Consider the following 16,262-nt stretch of genomic DNA (forward strand, 5'->3'; position numbering starts at 1 on the left):
TAGTACCGAACGGTACTGGATGATAAGAGCACATGATTGCCGTGTCAATAAAAATCGAACCGATCGGTACTCTGCGCTGCGACAATGTCAGTGGCCGGGAAGCGCGTCCCGGCGCTGTGTTACGATCCCGCGACACCGTTATCGCTACCGATTCAACACAAATGGCGACGCACAAGGAAACCGGCGCACCGGCGCGCCTGCCCCCCACTCCCCGCAAGCCTGACCCCGCGCCCGCCCCGAGCAAGGCGGACACGATCCTGAACGCCGCGCGCGACATCTTTCTGGCGCACGGCTTCAGCGCCGCCACGACGGACATGATCCAGCGCGAGGCGCACGTCTCGAAATCGACGGTCTACGCCGCGTGGCCGACGAAAGAAGCGCTGTTCGCCGCCGTCATTCAGCGCGAATGCGGGCAATTCGCGAATTCGCTGCGCGAGATGGATTTCGAAACCGACGACATCACGCGCTCGCTCACGCGGCTCGCGCGCGCGTATCTCGATCTGGTGGTGTCGCCGATGGGACTCGCGCTGTATCGCGTGATCGTTTCGGAAGCGCAGCGCTTTCCCGAGCTGGGGCGCGCGTTCTATGCGGCGGGGCCGGAAGTGGTGGCAAGCATCGTCGGGCAATTTCTCGAACGCGCGGCGGCGCGCGGACAGATCGACGTGCAGGCCGTGGGCTACACCACGGCCGCGATGCTGTTCATCAGCATCGTGCGCGGCGAGGCGCAACTGGAATGCCTCACGCATCCCAACGCGCGCCCCTCGGAAGCGCAGATCGACCGCTGGGTGGAAGCGGCCGTGCAGACTTTCGTGCAGGCTTTCGTCAAGCGGCCAGAAGGCGGCTGAACGCGCGCCTGAGCGAACCCGCAAGACTCGGCAATACCTTATAAAGCCAGCCGGAATCCCGCGCCGTACACGGATTGAATGACGTCGTCATCGGGCGCAACGGCTTCGAATTTGCGGCGGATTTTCTTCACGTGGCTGTCGATCGTCCGATCCTCGACGATGCGGCCATCGGGATACAGCCGGTCCATCAACACATCGCGCGAAAAGACCCGGCCCGGTCGCGCCGCCAGCGTCCTCAGCAAGCGGAATTCGATCGGCGTGAGTTCGATCTCCACGCCGCGATACGTCGCCACGAACCGCTCTTCGTCGAGTTGCAGCGGCACGCTTTCGGGAAAACGCTCGAAGCGCGAGCGGCGCAGAATCGCCTTCACGCGCGCAACCAGTTCGAGCAGACTGAACGGCTTGCAGATGTAGTCGTCGGCGCCGAGTTCGAGGCCGATCAGGCGATCGACCTCCTCCACCTGCGCCGTCACCATGATGATCGGCACATCGCTGTACGTGCGCAGATCGCGGCAAATATCGCGGCCATCGCGGCCCGGCAGCATCAGGTCGAGCACGATCAGGCCCGGCATGCGCCGCGCCACTTCGTTCGCCACCTCGCGGCCGTCGTCCACGCAGCGCGTGGTGTAGCCCGCGGCTTGCAGGAAATCCGCCATCACGCTCGCCAGCTTGGGCTCGTCCTCGACGATCAGAATGTCGATGGGCGTTTCGTTACTCATGGTCACGTCGGTTCCTGAAGGTTTCCGTGCTGCGCGGCAGCGCGATCGCGATGCGCAAGCCGCCCAGCGGCGCGCGCGCGGCGGCGATCTCGCCATCGTGCGCCTCGACGATGCCGCGGCAGATCGGCAGGCCGAGACCCGCGCCGCCGGTCGCGCGGCTGCGCGACGCCTCCACGCGATAGAAGCGCTCGAACAGCGAAGGCAGCATCGCCTCGGGCACGCCCGCGCCGCTGTCGTCGAAATCGATATACACGGTGCGCGCGTCCTCGCATGCCGTCACGCAGACGATCTCGCCCGCATCGACATAACGCAGCGCGTTTTCGAGAATATTGGTGAAGACCTGTTGCAGGCGGCGTTCGTCGCCGCGCACCCACAGCGGCGTGTCGGGCAGATCGACGCGCAGCGTGAGGCCCGCGTCGCCGAGCCGCCGCGCGCTGCGGCGCAACGCCGAACGCAGCGTCTCGCAGACGTCGAGCTGTTCGTGGTGATAGCGCAGCGCGCCGACGTCGGCGAGCGAGAGATCGTAGAGATCGTCGACGAGACGGCTCAGGCGCTTCACTTCGCCGCCGAGCGAACGCACGGCTTCCACGCTCACCGGACGCACGCCCACTTCGATCGCCTCGATCTCGCCGCTCATCACCGCGAGCGGCGTGCGCAGTTCGTGCGAGATGTCGGCGACCAGCGCGGAACGCATGCGCTCGGTGCTCTCGAGCGTCTGCGCGAGATGGTTGAAATCGTGTTCGAGCTGGCCGATGTCGCCGCTCGACACCGTCGGCACGCGCGCGCTCAGATCGCCGCCCGCGAGCGTGTGCGTCGCGCTCGCGATGCGGCGCAGCGGCGAGGCGAGCGCGCGCGCCATCCACAGCGTGGTGAGAATCGCCAGCAGCGTGGCCGCGATCGTGATGATCCAGCTCGACTCGCGCTGCGTCTTCTGGAAGCGCAGATCGCCGGCTTCGGTCGCGCGTTCGAACGGCACCATCAGCAGCCAGCCGACCGTCTTGCCGTCGACGACGATCGGACGGCGCGGCGAGGTATCCGCGAACGCGGGATTGCCGAACACGTAGGCGCCTTTCGCGTCGAGCAGCGTGAAGCGCGTGTTGGTGCCGATCAGCGACGAGACCGGCAGACGCGGCAACGGCGCGTGACTCGTGACCGGATACGAGGCCGGCGCATAAGGCCGCATGATCTCGTGCCAGAGGCTGCGGTTCTGCAACAGGAAATCCCAACTGCCGTGATCGCGATACGCCATGGCCAGCGGCCCGACGCTCGACTCCAGCCGCTTGATTTCCTGCTGCTCCAGATAGCCGAGAAAACCGCGCTCGAAGCTGAGCCGCGCGCCCAGCGCCATCGCGCCGATCACCAGCACGTTGACGACCAGCATCGCCGCAAACAGCTTGCCGGTCAGGCTCGCGCGGCGAATCTCGCGCAGCACGCGGGTCAGCGTTTGCGGCATGGTGTCGACTCCGGGCACATGGCCTTGCTACCTCAACCCTTGATCTGAAAACGTCCGGTCATGATACCTGCCTCGCCGCTCAGCGCGTGGCCGATGCGCCGGACGCAGCCGCAGCCGATTCCGCATCGACCCCGCCGCCCAGCGCCGCATACAAGGTAATCAGACTGGTCTGCGCCGACAACTGCGTCGCGACCAGCGACTGCTGCGCCGTGTACAGCAGACGCTGCTCGGTCAACGCGTCGATCAGACTGTCGCTGCCCTGCTGATACAGCTGCATGGTCAGATCGTAAGCGTGCTGATCGGCCTTCACGGTACGCGTCTGCGCGTCGAGCTGTTCGTCGATGGTCTTGCGCGTCGCCAGCGCGTTCGCCACTTCCTCGAACGCGGTCTGAATGGTCTTTTCGTAGGTCGCGACGTCGATCTTGAACGTCACCTTCGCGGCGTCGAGCGTCGCGCGGTTCTCGCCCGCGTCGAAGATCGGAATCACCGCCGACGGCTCGAACGACCACGCGCGGTTGCTGCCCGTGAACAACTGCGCGAGTGCGGGACTTTCGAAACCGAGCGCCGCCGTCAGGCTGATGGTCGGGAAAAAGTTCGCACGCGCCGCGCCGATATCGGCGTTGTCGGCCTTCAAGGTGTGCTCGGCCGCCAGCACGTCGGGGCGGCGTTGCAGCACCGCCGACGGAATGCCCGCCGGAATCGACGTGATGCTGGCGACCGGATCGACCTGCGCATCGGGCAGATCGGCGTCGGGCACGCGCGTGCCGACCACGAGTTCGAGCGCGTTGCGCGCCTGCTCGGCCGTGGTCTGCGCCTGCGCCGTCGAGTTGCGCGCCGACTGCAGACTCGCCTGCGCCTGCTCCACGTCGAGCGCGCTCGCCGCGCCCAGCGTGTGCTCGCGATCGACCAGATCGAAGGTGCGCTGCTGGCTCGCCTGCGTTTCCTGCGCGATCACCAGCAAGCGTTTGTCCGACGCCAGCGTGAGCCAGTCGCTCGCGACATCGGAGACGAGACTGATCTGCGTGCTGCGGCGCGTTTCGATCGACGACAGATAGGTTTCGAGCGCCGCGTTGCTCAGATTGCGCACGCGCCCGAACAGATCGATCTCGTACGACGTGAAGCCCAGATTGGCGCTATAGACGTGCGTGGTCTCGCCGCTCGCGCCGGTCGTCGTGGCCGACTCGCCGGACTCCGCGCGGCGCACCGACGTCGGCGTGCGCTCGGCTTCGTCGGAGCCGCCCAGATCGATTTCCGGAAACAGCGACGCGCGTTCGATGCGGTACTCCGCGCGCTCCTTTTCGATATCGAGAATCGCGATACGCAGATCGCGGTTGTTCGACAGCGCGAGCGCGATCGTGCGCTGCAAACGCGGATCGACGAAGAAACTGCGCCAGCCGATATCGGCGGCGAGCGTGCCCGACGATGACGCATTCGCGGCCGCGCCTGAAGACGCACCTGAAGACGCGCCCGAAGCCGCATCGGGCCACGACGCCGCCACCGGCGCGGCGGGCCGCTGATACGAAGGCGACAGGTCGATACACGCGCTCAGCGCCGTGACGGCCGCGCCGGCCAGCATCCAGTGGACTACGCGCTTCATGCCGCACCTCCGTTCTTCGACTCGTGAGTCGATGCATTCATCGCGCTATCCGGCAACGCATACGCGTCCTCGCCCGCTTCCTGCTCCGCGTGCTCCGACACGCTCTGCTCCGCCTGCGCGCCGGTCGAACCGGAATCGTCGGCGGGCGAACCCGCGCCGCCGCGACCGCCCGGATCGCTCGGCGACGCGCCCTTGCCGCTGAACTTGCGCACGAGGAAATACGACAGCGGCGTGAAGAAGATCGCCAACACCGTCCCGACGAGCGTGCCGCCGAATACGCCCGTGCCGATCGACTGACGCGCCGCCGCGCCTGCGCCGCTCGCGATCACCAGCGGCGCGACGCCCAGCAGAAACGCCAGCGACGTCATCACGATCGGACGAATCCGCAACGCGACGGCCTGCTCGATCGCCTTGAGCGTACTGGCGCCCTGCTTTTCGAGCATCGTCGCGAACTCGACGATCAGAATCGCGTTCTTGGACGACAGACCCACGGTCACCAGCAGACCCACCTGGAAATACACGTCGTTCGACAGCCCGCGCAGCGTCGTGCCGAGCGCCGCGCCGAACACGCCGAGCGGCACGATCAGCAGCACCGCCAGCGGCACCGACCAGCTTTCATAGAGTGCCGCGAGACAGAGGAACACGAACAGCACCGAGACCGCGTAGAGATACGGCGCCTGGCCGCCCGAAAGCTGCTCCTGATACGACAGCCCGGTCCACGCGTAGGTGATGCCCTTGGGCAGCTTCGCGACCAGTTGCTCCATGGTCTGCATCGCCTGGCCCGAACTCACGCCGGGCGCCGGATCGCCGACGATCTCGAACGACGACTCCGCGTTATAGCGGTCCAGTTCCGGCGGCCCGTAAGTCCAGTGCGACGTCGCGAACGCGGAGAACGGCACCATCGTCCCCGACGTGTTGCGCACATACCATTGCTCCAGCGATTCGGGCGTCATGCGGAACGGCGCGTCGCCCTGCACATAGACTTTCTTGATGCGCTGGTTGTCGAGGAACTCGTCCACGTATTCGCCGCCGAGCGCGTCTTCGACCGTCGAGTTGATGTCGGCGGGCGCGAGGCCCATCGCGCTCGCCTTGCGGTCGTCGATATCGAGCGAGAGTTGCGGCGTATCGGCGAGACCGTTGAAACGCACCTGACGCACGACGCCGCTCTGGTTCGCCATCTTGATCAGCTGATCGCGCGCGGCCGCCAGCGCCGCGTGGCCGAGCCCGCCTTCGTCGACAAGCTCCATGTCGAAGCCCGAGCTGATGCCGAGACCGCGCACCGTCGGCGGTTGCAGCACGAACACCTTGGCGTCGCGAATCTGCTGCGAGAGATCGCGCGACGCCTTCGCGACGAAGCCCTGCGCCGTGTCGTTGACGGCCGTGCGCTGGTCCCAGTCCTTGAGCTTCACCCACATCATGCCGACGTTCTGGCCGTTACTGCCGACTGCATAACCGGCGACGTTGAACACCTCGGAAACCGCCGGCTGCTTGAGCAGATAGTCCTCGACCTTGGCCATCGTCGCTTCGGTGCGCTCGCGCGTCGCGCCCACCGGCGCGGTCACCGTCACCATCAGCACGCCCTGATCTTCGGTCGGCAGAAACGACGTGGGCAGACGCACGAACAGCAGCCCCGCGCCCAGCACGAGCAGCACATAAACGATGATCGCGGGCTTGCGATGATGCAGCATCCGGTCGACGACGCGGCGATATTTGCTCGTCGACGCGTCGAAGCCGCGATTGAAGCCGCTGAAGAAACGGCCCTTCGGCTTCTCGTGGCCGTCCTTGAGAAGCGTCGCGCACAGCGCGGGCGTGAAGGTCAGCGCCACCACCACCGAGAGCGCCATCGCCGAAACCACCGACACCGAGAACTGGCGGTAGATGATGCCGGTCGAGCCGCCGAAAAACGCCATCGGCAACAGCACGGCGGAGAGCACCATCGCGATCGCCACCAGCGCGCTGCTGATTTCCGTCATCGACTTTTTGGTGGCGTCGCGCGGCGATAAATGCTCCTCGGTCATCAGCCGCTCGACGTTCTCGACCACCACGATCGCATCGTCCACCAGCAGGCCGATCGCGAGCACCACGCCGAACATGGTCAGCATGTTGATCGAATAGCCGAACACGTCGAGGATGCCGAACGTGCCGAGCAGCACGACCGGCACCGCAATCGCCGGAATCAGCGTGGTGCGCAGGTTTTGCAGGAACAGGAACATGATCGCGACGACCAGCACGATCGCTTCCACGAGCGTCTTGACCACTTCCGTGATGGAGGTCTTGATGAACGGCACCATCTCGTACGGATATTCGACCTTCAACCCGGCCGGGAAGCTCGCCGCACGCTTGTTCAGGAAGTCGTGCACTTCCTTGTCGACCTGCACTTCGTTCGCACCCGGCGCGAGTTGCAGGCCGAGACCCGAAGCGGGCTTGTTGTTGAAGTTGGTTTCGACCGTATACGCCTGCGGGCCGAGGTCGACGCGCGCGACGTCGCCGAGCAGCACCTGCGAGCCGTTCGTCTCGGTCTTGAGCACGATGTCGCGGAACTGCTGCGCGGTGGTCAGGCGGCTGCGCGCCGTGATGGTCGCATCGAGTTCCTGGCCCTTCACGGCGGGCGTGTTGCCGACTTCGCCGGCCGCCACGTCGTTGTTCTGGGCGTCGATGGCCGTGACCACGTCCGACGGCATCAGCGCGTATTTTTGCAGCTTGTTCGGATCGAGCCAGATCCGCATCGCGTACTCGTAGCCGAACTGCTGCGCCTGGCCCACGCCGGGCAGACGCTCGATCTGTTCTTCGAGATTGCTGTACAGATAATCGGCGATGGCCGCCTTGCTCATCTTGCCGTCCTCGGACACGAGGTTGAAGACGAGGAAGGTGTCCGGCGACGCCTTGCGCACGGTCACGCCGCTTTCCTGCACTTCTTCGGGCAGCAATGCGTTGGCCGATTGCAGCTGATCCTGCACCTGCACCTGGGCGGTGTCGGGATTCGTGCCCGCCGAGAAGGTCAGCTTGATCGAGATATTGCCCTCGGAGTTCGCCGAGGACGACATGTACATCAGATTGTCGAGACCGACCATCTGCTGCTCGATCACCTGCACGACCGCGTCCTGATTGGTCTGCGCGGACGCGCCGTTATAGGTCGCCGTGATCTGGATGGTCGGCGGCGCGATGTCGGGGTACTGGTCGAGCGGCAACTGGGTGATCGCGAACGCGCCGGTCAGCGAGACCAGAATCGCGAGCACCCACGCGAAGACCGGACGGTCGATAAAGAAATGAGCGATACGCATGCACTCGCCCCTCAGTTCGCCGAAGGCGACGACGACGACGCGGCCGCCGCTTCGGTGGCGTCGGTCGCGTCGGTGGCCGCAGTGGCGTCAGTGGCCTTCACCGTGTCGCCGACGCTCACGAACTGCGAGCCCGCCACGACGATGCGATCGCCCGTCGCGAGTCCGCCCGTCACGACCCACTCGTTGTTGTTCGCGGTGCCCGCGAGCATCAGCGTGCGCGACTCGATCTTGTTCTGCGCATCGACGACCAGCGCCGTCGCGTTGCCGCGCTGATCGTGCACGACCGCCTGCTGCGGCACCAGAATCGCGCTCTGGTTCACGCCCTGATCGACGACCGCATGCAGATATTCGCCCGGCAGCAACAGCTTCTCGGGATTCGGCACGATCACGCGCAAGGTGATGGTGCCCGTGGTCTGATCGACGCCCACGCCCGCGAATTGCAGCGTGCCTTCGTGCGCGTAGGTCGTGCCGTCTTCGAGCGTGATCTTGACCTTGGCGTTGCCGTTCGCGTCGGTTTTATATTCGCCGCTCGCGAACTTCTTGCGCAGCGCGAGCACGTCCGTGCTCGACTCGGTCACGTCGAGATACATCGGGTCGTAGGCGTAGATGGTCGCGAGCGCCGTGGTCTGATCGGCCGTCACGAGCGCGCCGGGCGTGTAGGCGGAAGCACTGATTGTGCCCGTGACCGGCGCGGTCACGCGCGTATAGCCCAGATTGATGCGCGCGCTTTCGAGCGCGGCCTTGTCGGCGTCAATGGTCGCCTCGTCCTGCTTGAGCGTCGCCTCAGCTTCTTCGAGCGTTTCCTTGCTGATCGCGTCGATGGCCGCGAGCGAGCGGTCGCGCTCGGCAATCGGTTTCGCGGAAAGCAGCGCCGCCTGGGCTTTTTCGAGTTCGGCCTTGTCGGCGTCGTACGTCGCCTGATACGGCGCGGGATCGATCTGATAAAGCACCTGGCCTTCGTGCACCACGCTGCCTTCGGTGAACAGCCGCTTCTGGATCACGCCCGTGACTTGCGGCGTGACCGGCGAGGTCAGGAACGAGGTTGCGCGCCCCGGCATCGAGGACGATTGCGCGTACGGCACGGTCTTGACCGTTTCCACGGTCACCGTTTGCACCTTTTTCTGCACGCTTTTCTGGTCGTGCGAACACGCCGCCAGCGCACAGGAGAGAAACAGGGCGCCCGTCAGAACGCCCGTGCGCCGATGCGCGAAAAGCCCGATTTGCATAGTGTTGGCCTCAATGCCGAGAGCGCGGTCCACGCCCGATCGAGGGATTATGCAAATCAAATTCGCAAGAAATTAGGAACGCCGGGCGGGGCCGGAACGCGTGCGCGGACAATGAGGCGCGCACCCGGGTGGGACCGGGCGCGCGTAGAAAAGCGTGGAAGAACGTCGATAGATCCGGCCGCGTCAGGCCGCGCGCACGACTTCGACGAGATTGCCGCGCTGGCGCAGACGCACCGGCAGCACGCGCGGCAAGGCATGCGCGAAGCGGTCGAGCTGATGCACGTCGAAGCTGCCCGTCAGCCGCATCTGCGCGACCACCGGATCGTCGACCACCACATTGGTCGCGCCGTAACGCGCGAATTCCTGCAGCGCGCGCAGCAAGGTCGTGTTGTTGAACGCCACGCGGCCCTGACGCCAGACCGCGACCGCCGTGGGCGCAATCGGCTCGATCTGGCCGGGCAGACCGTTCGCGCCGGTCGTCACGGCCTCGCCCGCCGCGAGTTCGACGCTGTGCGGCGCGGCGTCCGGTTGCGGCGCGGCAGCGACGCGCACGCGCCCTTCCTCCACCTCCACGCGCACCGTGCCGTGTTCGAGGCCGGTTTCCGTGCATCGCACCGAAAAGCGCGTGCCGACCACCGTCACCGTGACCGACTGCGCGAGCACGTTGAACGGGCAAGCCGGATTGGATTGCACCGCGAACATCGCCTGCCCGCGCACCAGCCGCACTTCGCGGCGATGCTGGAACAGCCGCGCCTCGACGTGCGTGTCGGTATCGAGTTCGATCTTGCTGCCGTCGGGCAGCGACACGGTCTGCAGTTCGCCGCGCCGGGTGGTGAAGACCGCGCTGAAGGTCGGCGTGCTCTGCCAGTATTGCCAGCCGACCACGCCCGCGCCCACTGCCGCGAAAGCGGTCCCCGCGAGCGCGAAGCGCGGCATGAACGCGCGACGGCCCGGCGACGCCGGTGCGCCGCGCGCACGGCTCGCCGCGATTTCAGCGCGATAGCGCGCGAGATCCTGCTGGGGGATGTGGTCGAGCGCCTGCCAGATCTCGGCGACCTGCCCGTAAGCGCGACGATGCGCCGGGTCGCGCGCGAGCCAGGCCTGCCAGTCGGCTTCGTCGCGCGCGCTCAGGCCGCGCTGACGCCGCACGAGCCAGTTCGCGGCCTGCGCGTCGAGTTCGGCATCGGCGTCGAGACCGGCGTCGGTCGTCTCGGGGAGTTGGGGTCGTTCCATCGTCATATCGTCAGCGCGTACCTCTATGAAGACGCGCGACGAAGCCAAAACCTGACATCGAAGAACCTTGCATCGTTTTTTATTCGGCGGCGACGGTCGCTTGACTGTCCGCGCCCTCGAAGGCCGTCATGCGCTGCTTGCAGGCGAGCACGCCGCGAATGATGTGTTTTTCGACCATATTGCGCGAAATACCCATGCGCGCGGCCACTTCGCTGTGGCTCAGCCCGTCGAACTTGTGCAGGACGAACGCCTCGCGGCAACGCGGAGGCAGCGCGTCGATCGCGGCGACCAGCGCCTCGGTGCGGCGCGACGATTCCCATACCTGCTCGGGCTGGCTCGACACGTGGGCGGCGGGCTCGTCGATCTCGTCCAGCTCGTCGACGACCGATTGAGCGCGGACTGTAGCACGGCGATGCGTATCGATGACGAGATTGCGCGCAGTGCGATAGAGCAAGCCGCGCGGGTCGCTGATGGTCGCGCCGGAGTCGCGCAGCGTAAGCACGCGAACGTAGCTTTCCTGGGCGATATCCGAAGCGGTGTCACCGTCTTTCACCAGCCGGGAAAGAAAACGCAACAGTTCGCGGTAATAGCGTTCGACCACTGAATCGGTATGTATTGAGCCTGTCCAATCGGTCCGGCGGCGGCAGGCGACACGAGCGGGCGACGATTGGTTCTGAATGATAATTATTATCATTCAGTGATGGAGGGCTGGCAAGACAAATGATGCAGCGTGAATAGCGCGGCGTGGCGGCCGCGCGACGCCGAAGTGCAACGCGGTGAAAAAGTCAGGCGGACGCGCGCTTAGGCGAAGCTCGACCAGACGCGGCTCGTGCCCGCTTCGACGAGCGTGAGCTTGCCGCCGGGGCTGCACGCGCCGGTATCGATAAACATATGCGCGCCGATGCGGCGAACGTCGCGCATGGTCGTGTGACCGCAATAAGTCGTGGACAAGGCTTGCTGAGAGGGCGACACGCTGAACGCCAGATCGCGGCCCCAGAGCAGGCGGCGGCGCACGGCCGCCTCGAAATGGCCGGCGGCGAGCTGGTCGTCGTTGCCGCGGAACTCGGCGTGCAGGATATTGAAGCGCGTGTCCCCTTCCCCGACGATGCGCACGAGCGGCAGCACCCGCAGCCGCGCGGCATGCACCGCCAGTTCGCCGTCCGAGAGCGAGCGCGCCCAGTCGCCGCCCACCTCGTACCAGCGCTCGCGCGGCAGTCGGCCGTCGACGACCGCGCACAGCGCCTCTTCGTGATTGCCTTGCACCGCGTGAAACCAGTCGTGCTCAAGCAAGGCCAGCGCGCGTTCGCTCTGCTCTCCGCGGTCGATCAGGTCGCCCACGGAAAACAGACGGTCGCGCCCGGCGTCGAATTCGACCTCGCCGAGCAGCTGTTCGAGCGCGCTCACGCAGCCGTGCAGATCGCCGACCACGAAGTCGCGGCCGAGCAGATTCGAATCGTGCCGCACGACCTCCGGATCGGAGGATTCGGCAAACGGCGCGCCGCCCGGCTCGGCGCCGTGGCGCAGGCCGTGGATGCCAAGAAAACCCAGGCGTTTCTTGAATAGCGGTTGCGGTTGGCTGTTCGGACCCATGCTCGTCTCTCGTCGACAACGGCACATCTTATTTCAGGCCGACGGAGAAAATACGACCGACTTTGTTATATGTGTAACGAGTGGTAAGAACGGGGAAGTTGCCGAACCTTACGCGCAGCATGCGGTTTTTTAGCAGCGATTTTACGGATTTTCGCGTTCGGCGACGAGCGGCGATGTCGGCGCATGCCGGCATATATCGAACCAGGATGGATCGACGGGCGCGCGAAGCTCACGATCAGGATGACTGACTAAGTCAGCCGTACAGATTCGGTCGACAAGCGATTCTCGCGACCACGACGAAAACGGCGCCCCCAATCCGACCGCGCGGCAAGCACGCGCGTGCGCGTTGTGCCATTCCCCCGACACCCTTGCGCGTTTCCCGGCAAGATTTCGATTTTAGCAATAAAATGTACCAAGTAGTTAATCTAGAAGCCGGTGCGACGCTTTGTCCCTCAATGACTTGCGGAGCCTGGACCGGATGGACTTGAGCGTCACAACGAGAAAGAGCGATGTCGAAGCAACCTTCAGAATCAGATAAACAACAGATGTGCAAAGCGGCGCGCGTGGGCTTGACCCTCGCGGGCCTCGTCGGGCTCGTGCTGGGCCTGTATTTCACGATCGGCGGCGGCATGCTGATCGCGCGCGGCGGCAGCTGGTACTACCTGCTCGCCGGCCTCGCGCTCTGCGCAACGGGCGTCCAGCTCGCGCGCCGCCGCGCCAGCGCGTTCCCGATCTACCTCGTCATGCTGATCGCCACCGCGCTGTGGGCGCTGTGGGAAGTCGGCTTCGACTTCTGGCCGCTCAACACGCGCGTCTTCATGTTCTCGATGATCGGCATGCTGCTCGCGCCGCTCTGGCCGGTGCTGCGCAAGGGCGAAGGCAAGTCGCCGGCGCGCGGCGCGGCGTGGGGCATCGCGGCCCTGCTGCTGGTCGTGAACGCCGGCTTCGTGTGGGGCATGTTCGTGCCGCACGGCAAGTTCGGCGTCGAGACCGCGCCGGTCGCGGGCACCGCGGGCAAGGGCGACTGGACCGCGTACGGCCATTCGGACGGCGGCGACCGTTTCGCGGGCTACACGCAGATCACGCGCGACAACGTCAAGAATCTCCAGGTCGCATGGACCTTCCACACCGGCGACGTGCCGCTCAGCCCGGACGGCGGCGGCTCGGAAGACCAGGAAACGCCGCTGCAGGTCGGCAAGACGCTGTTCCTGTGCTCGCCGCATAACACGGTGATCGCGGTGAACGCCGCCACCGGCGCCGAGAAGTGGCGCCATGCATTCCCGACCAAGACCACGGTCTGGGTGCGCTGCCGCGGTCTCGCGTATTTCGACGCGAGCCTGCCGCTGGTGCAGCCGACGGTCACCGGTTCGACGCCGGTCACGCCGATCGCCGCTTCGGGCGATCCGGCCGTATGCCGCCGCCGCATCTACATGAACACGATCGACGCCAAGCTCGTCGCGCTCGACGCCGACACCGGCAAGCTGTGCGACGACTTCGGCGATCACGGCATCGTCGACCTGAAGGCGGGTCTGGGCAAGGCCAAGAGCCCGCTGTACCAGCTCACCTCGGCGCCGACCGTCGCGGGCACGACCGTGGTCGTGGGCGGCCGCGTGGCCGACAACGTCTCGCTCGACATGCCGGGCGGCGTGATCCGCGGCTTCGACGTGATGTCGGGCAAGATGAAATGGGCGTTCGATCCGGGCCAGCCGGAAGACCACGCCGCACCGGCCACCGGCAAGACCTTCACGCGTTCGACGCCGAACGTGTGGGCGCCGATGACCTACGACGCGACCTCGAACACCGTCTACATGCCGGTCGGCAACGCGGCGATCGACCTGTGGGGCGTCAAGCGCACCGCGCTCGACGAAAAGTACGGCGGCTCGATCCTCGCGCTCGACGCCACCACCGGCGCTGAAAAGTGGCACTTCCAGACCGTGCACCACGATCTGTGGGACTACGACGTGCCGATGCAGCCGACTCTGATCGACTTCCCGATGGAAGACGGCAAGAAAGTGCCGGCGCTGATCGTCGGCACCAAGATGGGCCAGCTGTTCGTGCTCGACCGCGCGACCGGCAAGCCGCTCACGAAGGTCGTCGAGCACCCGGTCAAGCCCGCGACGATTCCGAACGAGCCGTACGCGAAGACGCAGCCGCTCTCCGTGGGCATGCCGCAGATCGGCGCCGAAGTGCTCAAGGACGCCGACATGTGGGGCGTTACGCCGATCGACCAGCTGATGTGCCGCATCACCTTCCGCGGCATGCGCTACGACGGCCTGTTCACCGCGCCGGACACCGACTACGCGCTCAGCTTCCCGGGCTCGCTCGGCGGCATGAACTGGGGCGGTCTGTCGTATGACCCGAACGCCGGCATGATCTACGTGAACGACATGCGCCTCGGCCTCTGGGTGCATCTCGTGAAGGAAAAGCAGCGCGGCGGCACCTCCGACGGCAACGAAGCCGTCAACGCCGGCATGGGCGCGGTACCGCTCGGCGGCACGCCGTACTCGGTCACCAAGGACCGCTTCTTCTCGCCGCTGGGCATTCCGTGCCAGAAGCCGCCGTTCGGCAGCCTCACGGCGGTCGACCTGAAGACGCGCAGCGTCGCGTGGCAAGTGCCGCTCGGCACGGTCAAGGACACGCGTCTGTACGGCGTGCAGATGCACATGCCCACGCCGATCGGCATGCCGACCATCGGCGGTTCGCTGACGACGGGCGGCGGTCTGGTGTTCTTCGCGGCGACGCAGGACTATTACCTGCGCGCGTTCGACAGCTCGACCGGCAAGGAAGTCTGGAAGGCGCGTCTGCCGGTGGGCAGCCAGGGCACGCCGATGAGCTACACGATCGACGGCAAGCAGTACATCGTGATCTCGGCGGGCGGCGCACGCCAGTCGCCGGATCGCGGCGACTATGTGATCGCCTACGCACTGCCGGACAGCCACTAAACCCGGCCGCAGAGGCAGACAAAAAGCGGGACGTCAACGCGACTTGCCGCCCCGCTTTTAACCACTCGGTTCAAATTTGAAAACGCGCCCCCGCCGTCGATCCGACCGGCGGGGGCGCGTACGTGAAGACACCTAAAACACGACGAAGACAGCGGCCACGCAAACTTCGCGGCAACAATCATGAAAACAGAACACCTTTTCTGGAGCGGCTCGCTCCTGATGTGCGCGGCGATGCTGTCGCAAACGGCGCATGCGCAAAGCAGCCTGACGCTGTACGGCAACGTCGACGAAGCGATCTCCTACGCGAATAACCAGGGCGGTCATTCGAACGTCTACATGCGCAACGGCAACCTCTACGCCTCGAAGTTCGGCTTCAAGGGCTCGGAGGCGCTGAGCTCGACGCTCAATGCGATTTTCGATCTGCAGGAAGGTTTCGATCCGGGCACCGGCGCGCAGCAGTCGGCGGGCCTCGCGTTCAATCGCTACGCGTTCGTCGGCCTGCAGGACAGCCACCTCGGCACGCTCACGATGGGCCGCCAGTACACGCCCTACTATCTGCTCGCGGGCACGCTCGGCCCGGTCACGTACCTGACCGGCGCGACGGGCGCGCACCCCGGCGACATCGACGGTTTCGACACGGATATCCGCTCGAACAGCTCGGTGACCTACACCTCGCCGACCATCGCGGGCGTGCGCGGCAGCGTGCAATACGGCTTCGGCGGCCAGCCCGGCAGCATGCAAAGCGGCAACCTGATCAGCGCGGCGCTGCGCTACGACGGCGGCCCGCTGTCGGTCGCGGCCGGCTATCTGCGGATGGAAAACACGAGCACCTACACGGGCGGTTTCGATACGTCCGCCAGCGCGACGTTCCCGCATTCGGTCCTCAACCAGGGCTATCTGTCGGCGCGCGCGGTGCAGCACTTCGCGGCGCTGGCGACGTACACGGTCGGCAACCTGCTGTTCGGCGTGAACTACTCGAACGTGCTCTACCGTCCGGGTTCGCACTCGATGTTCACCGACACCGCCGTGTTCAACACCTACGGCGCGCTCGTCAGCTACCGCGTGAGCACGCCGTTCGAAGTGTCGGGCGGCTACAGCTACACGCGCGCGTCGGCGGCGAACGGCATTCACGACGCCGCGCGCTATCAGCAGATTTCGCTGCGCGAGCTGTATCACCTCTCGAAGCGCACCACGCTCTACACGATCCAGGCGTACCAGCACGCTTCGGGCAAGACGCTCGGCGCGAACGGCGCGGGCGATATCATCGACGCCCAGCCGGTGGTCGGCGACTCGCAGAACACCTCGCCGTCGTCGACCGCGAACCAGTTCGTCGCGATGTTCGGCGTGGCCATCGCGTTCTAAGCGACGTCATGTGC

Annotated in this window: 11 protein-coding genes; 3 read left to right on the forward strand and 8 right to left on the reverse strand. The window is 65.8% G+C overall.

The window, feature by feature from the left end:
* Positions 1–161: 161 nt before the first annotated feature.
* Positions 162–845, forward strand: coding sequence for a TetR/AcrR family transcriptional regulator (locus tag G5S35_RS16910; RefSeq protein WP_183039240.1), 684 nt, complete (start codon positions 162–164; stop codon positions 843–845).
* A 38-nt stretch (positions 846–883) separates the two neighbouring features.
* Here G5S35_RS16910 and G5S35_RS16915 read toward each other — a convergent pair whose 3' ends face one another.
* The 8 genes from G5S35_RS16915 to G5S35_RS16950 all read right to left on the reverse strand — a co-directional run bounded on the left by G5S35_RS16915 (position 884) and on the right by G5S35_RS16950 (position 11,944).
* Complete coding sequence (locus tag G5S35_RS16915; RefSeq protein WP_183039241.1) at positions 884–1,564, reverse strand: response regulator; 681 nt, start codon at positions 1,562–1,564, stop codon at positions 884–886.
* Positions 1,557–3,017 carry an ATP-binding protein gene (locus G5S35_RS16920; RefSeq protein ID WP_124261272.1) on the reverse strand — a complete coding sequence of 487 codons (1,461 nt, stop codon included), beginning with the start codon at positions 3,015–3,017 and terminating at the stop codon, positions 1,557–1,559. The genes G5S35_RS16915 and G5S35_RS16920 overlap by 8 nt, the downstream gene beginning before the upstream one ends.
* Positions 3,018–3,096: 79 nt before the next feature.
* On the reverse strand, positions 3,097–4,614 hold the full coding sequence (locus G5S35_RS16925; protein WP_183039242.1) for an efflux transporter outer membrane subunit: 1,518 nt from the start codon (positions 4,612–4,614) through the stop codon (positions 3,097–3,099).
* Positions 4,611–7,889 (reverse strand): efflux RND transporter permease subunit, encoded by a 3,279-nt coding sequence (locus G5S35_RS16930; RefSeq protein WP_110330079.1) that lies wholly within the window; start codon positions 7,887–7,889, stop codon positions 4,611–4,613. Before G5S35_RS16930 ends, G5S35_RS16925 begins: the two co-directional genes overlap by 4 nt.
* Positions 7,890–7,906: 17 nt before the next feature.
* Positions 7,907–9,121 (reverse strand): efflux RND transporter periplasmic adaptor subunit, encoded by a 1,215-nt coding sequence (locus tag G5S35_RS16935; RefSeq protein WP_183039243.1) that lies wholly within the window; start codon positions 9,119–9,121, stop codon positions 7,907–7,909.
* A 183-nt stretch (positions 9,122–9,304) separates the two neighbouring features.
* Positions 9,305–10,354, reverse strand: coding sequence for a FecR family protein (locus G5S35_RS16940; protein ID WP_183039244.1), 1,050 nt, complete (start codon positions 10,352–10,354; stop codon positions 9,305–9,307).
* 79 nt (positions 10,355–10,433) lie between these two features.
* Positions 10,434–10,955 carry a sigma-70 family RNA polymerase sigma factor gene (locus G5S35_RS16945; protein ID WP_065065027.1) on the reverse strand — a complete coding sequence of 174 codons (522 nt, stop codon included), beginning with the start codon at positions 10,953–10,955 and terminating at the stop codon, positions 10,434–10,436.
* Between the two features lie 200 nt (positions 10,956–11,155).
* On the reverse strand, positions 11,156–11,944 hold the full coding sequence (locus tag G5S35_RS16950; protein WP_183039245.1) for a metallophosphoesterase: 789 nt from the start codon (positions 11,942–11,944) through the stop codon (positions 11,156–11,158).
* Positions 11,945–12,453: 509 nt separating this feature from the next.
* On the opposite strand from G5S35_RS16950, the gene G5S35_RS16955 reads away from it, so the two are divergent.
* On the forward strand, positions 12,454–14,886 hold the full coding sequence (locus G5S35_RS16955) for a membrane-bound PQQ-dependent dehydrogenase, glucose/quinate/shikimate family (RefSeq protein WP_183039246.1): 2,433 nt from the start codon (positions 12,454–12,456) through the stop codon (positions 14,884–14,886).
* 180 nt (positions 14,887–15,066) lie between these two features.
* Entirely contained in the window at positions 15,067–16,248 is a 1,182-nt protein-coding gene (locus G5S35_RS16960) for a porin (RefSeq protein WP_065065025.1), read from the forward strand.
* The last annotated feature ends 14 nt before the right edge of the window (positions 16,249–16,262 follow it).

Origin of the sequence: Paraburkholderia tropica (assembly GCF_014171495.1) — a bacterium.
Taxonomy (GTDB): Bacteria; Pseudomonadota; Gammaproteobacteria; order Burkholderiales; family Burkholderiaceae; genus Paraburkholderia; species Paraburkholderia tropica.

Excerpts from the sequence above, each read along its gene's own strand:
- G5S35_RS16910 (WP_183039240.1), top strand. The coding sequence starts at position 162 with ATGGCGACGCACAAGGAAACCGGCGCACCGGCGCGCCTGCCCCCCACT.
- G5S35_RS16915 (WP_183039241.1), bottom strand. The coding sequence starts at position 1,564 with ATGAGTAACGAAACGCCCATCGACATTCTGATCGTCGAGGACGAGCCC.
- G5S35_RS16920 (WP_124261272.1), bottom strand. The coding sequence starts at position 3,017 with ATGCCGCAAACGCTGACCCGCGTGCTGCGCGAGATTCGCCGCGCGAGC.
- G5S35_RS16925 (WP_183039242.1), bottom strand. The coding sequence starts at position 4,614 with ATGAAGCGCGTAGTCCACTGGATGCTGGCCGGCGCGGCCGTCACGGCG.
- G5S35_RS16935 (WP_183039243.1), bottom strand. The coding sequence starts at position 9,121 with ATGCAAATCGGGCTTTTCGCGCATCGGCGCACGGGCGTTCTGACGGGC.
- G5S35_RS16940 (WP_183039244.1), bottom strand. The coding sequence starts at position 10,354 with ATGGAACGACCCCAACTCCCCGAGACGACCGACGCCGGTCTCGACGCC.
- G5S35_RS16950 (WP_183039245.1), bottom strand. The coding sequence starts at position 11,944 with ATGGGTCCGAACAGCCAACCGCAACCGCTATTCAAGAAACGCCTGGGT.
- G5S35_RS16955 (WP_183039246.1), top strand. The coding sequence starts at position 12,454 with ATGTCGAAGCAACCTTCAGAATCAGATAAACAACAGATGTGCAAAGCG.
- G5S35_RS16960 (WP_065065025.1), top strand. The coding sequence starts at position 15,067 with ATGAAAACAGAACACCTTTTCTGGAGCGGCTCGCTCCTGATGTGCGCG.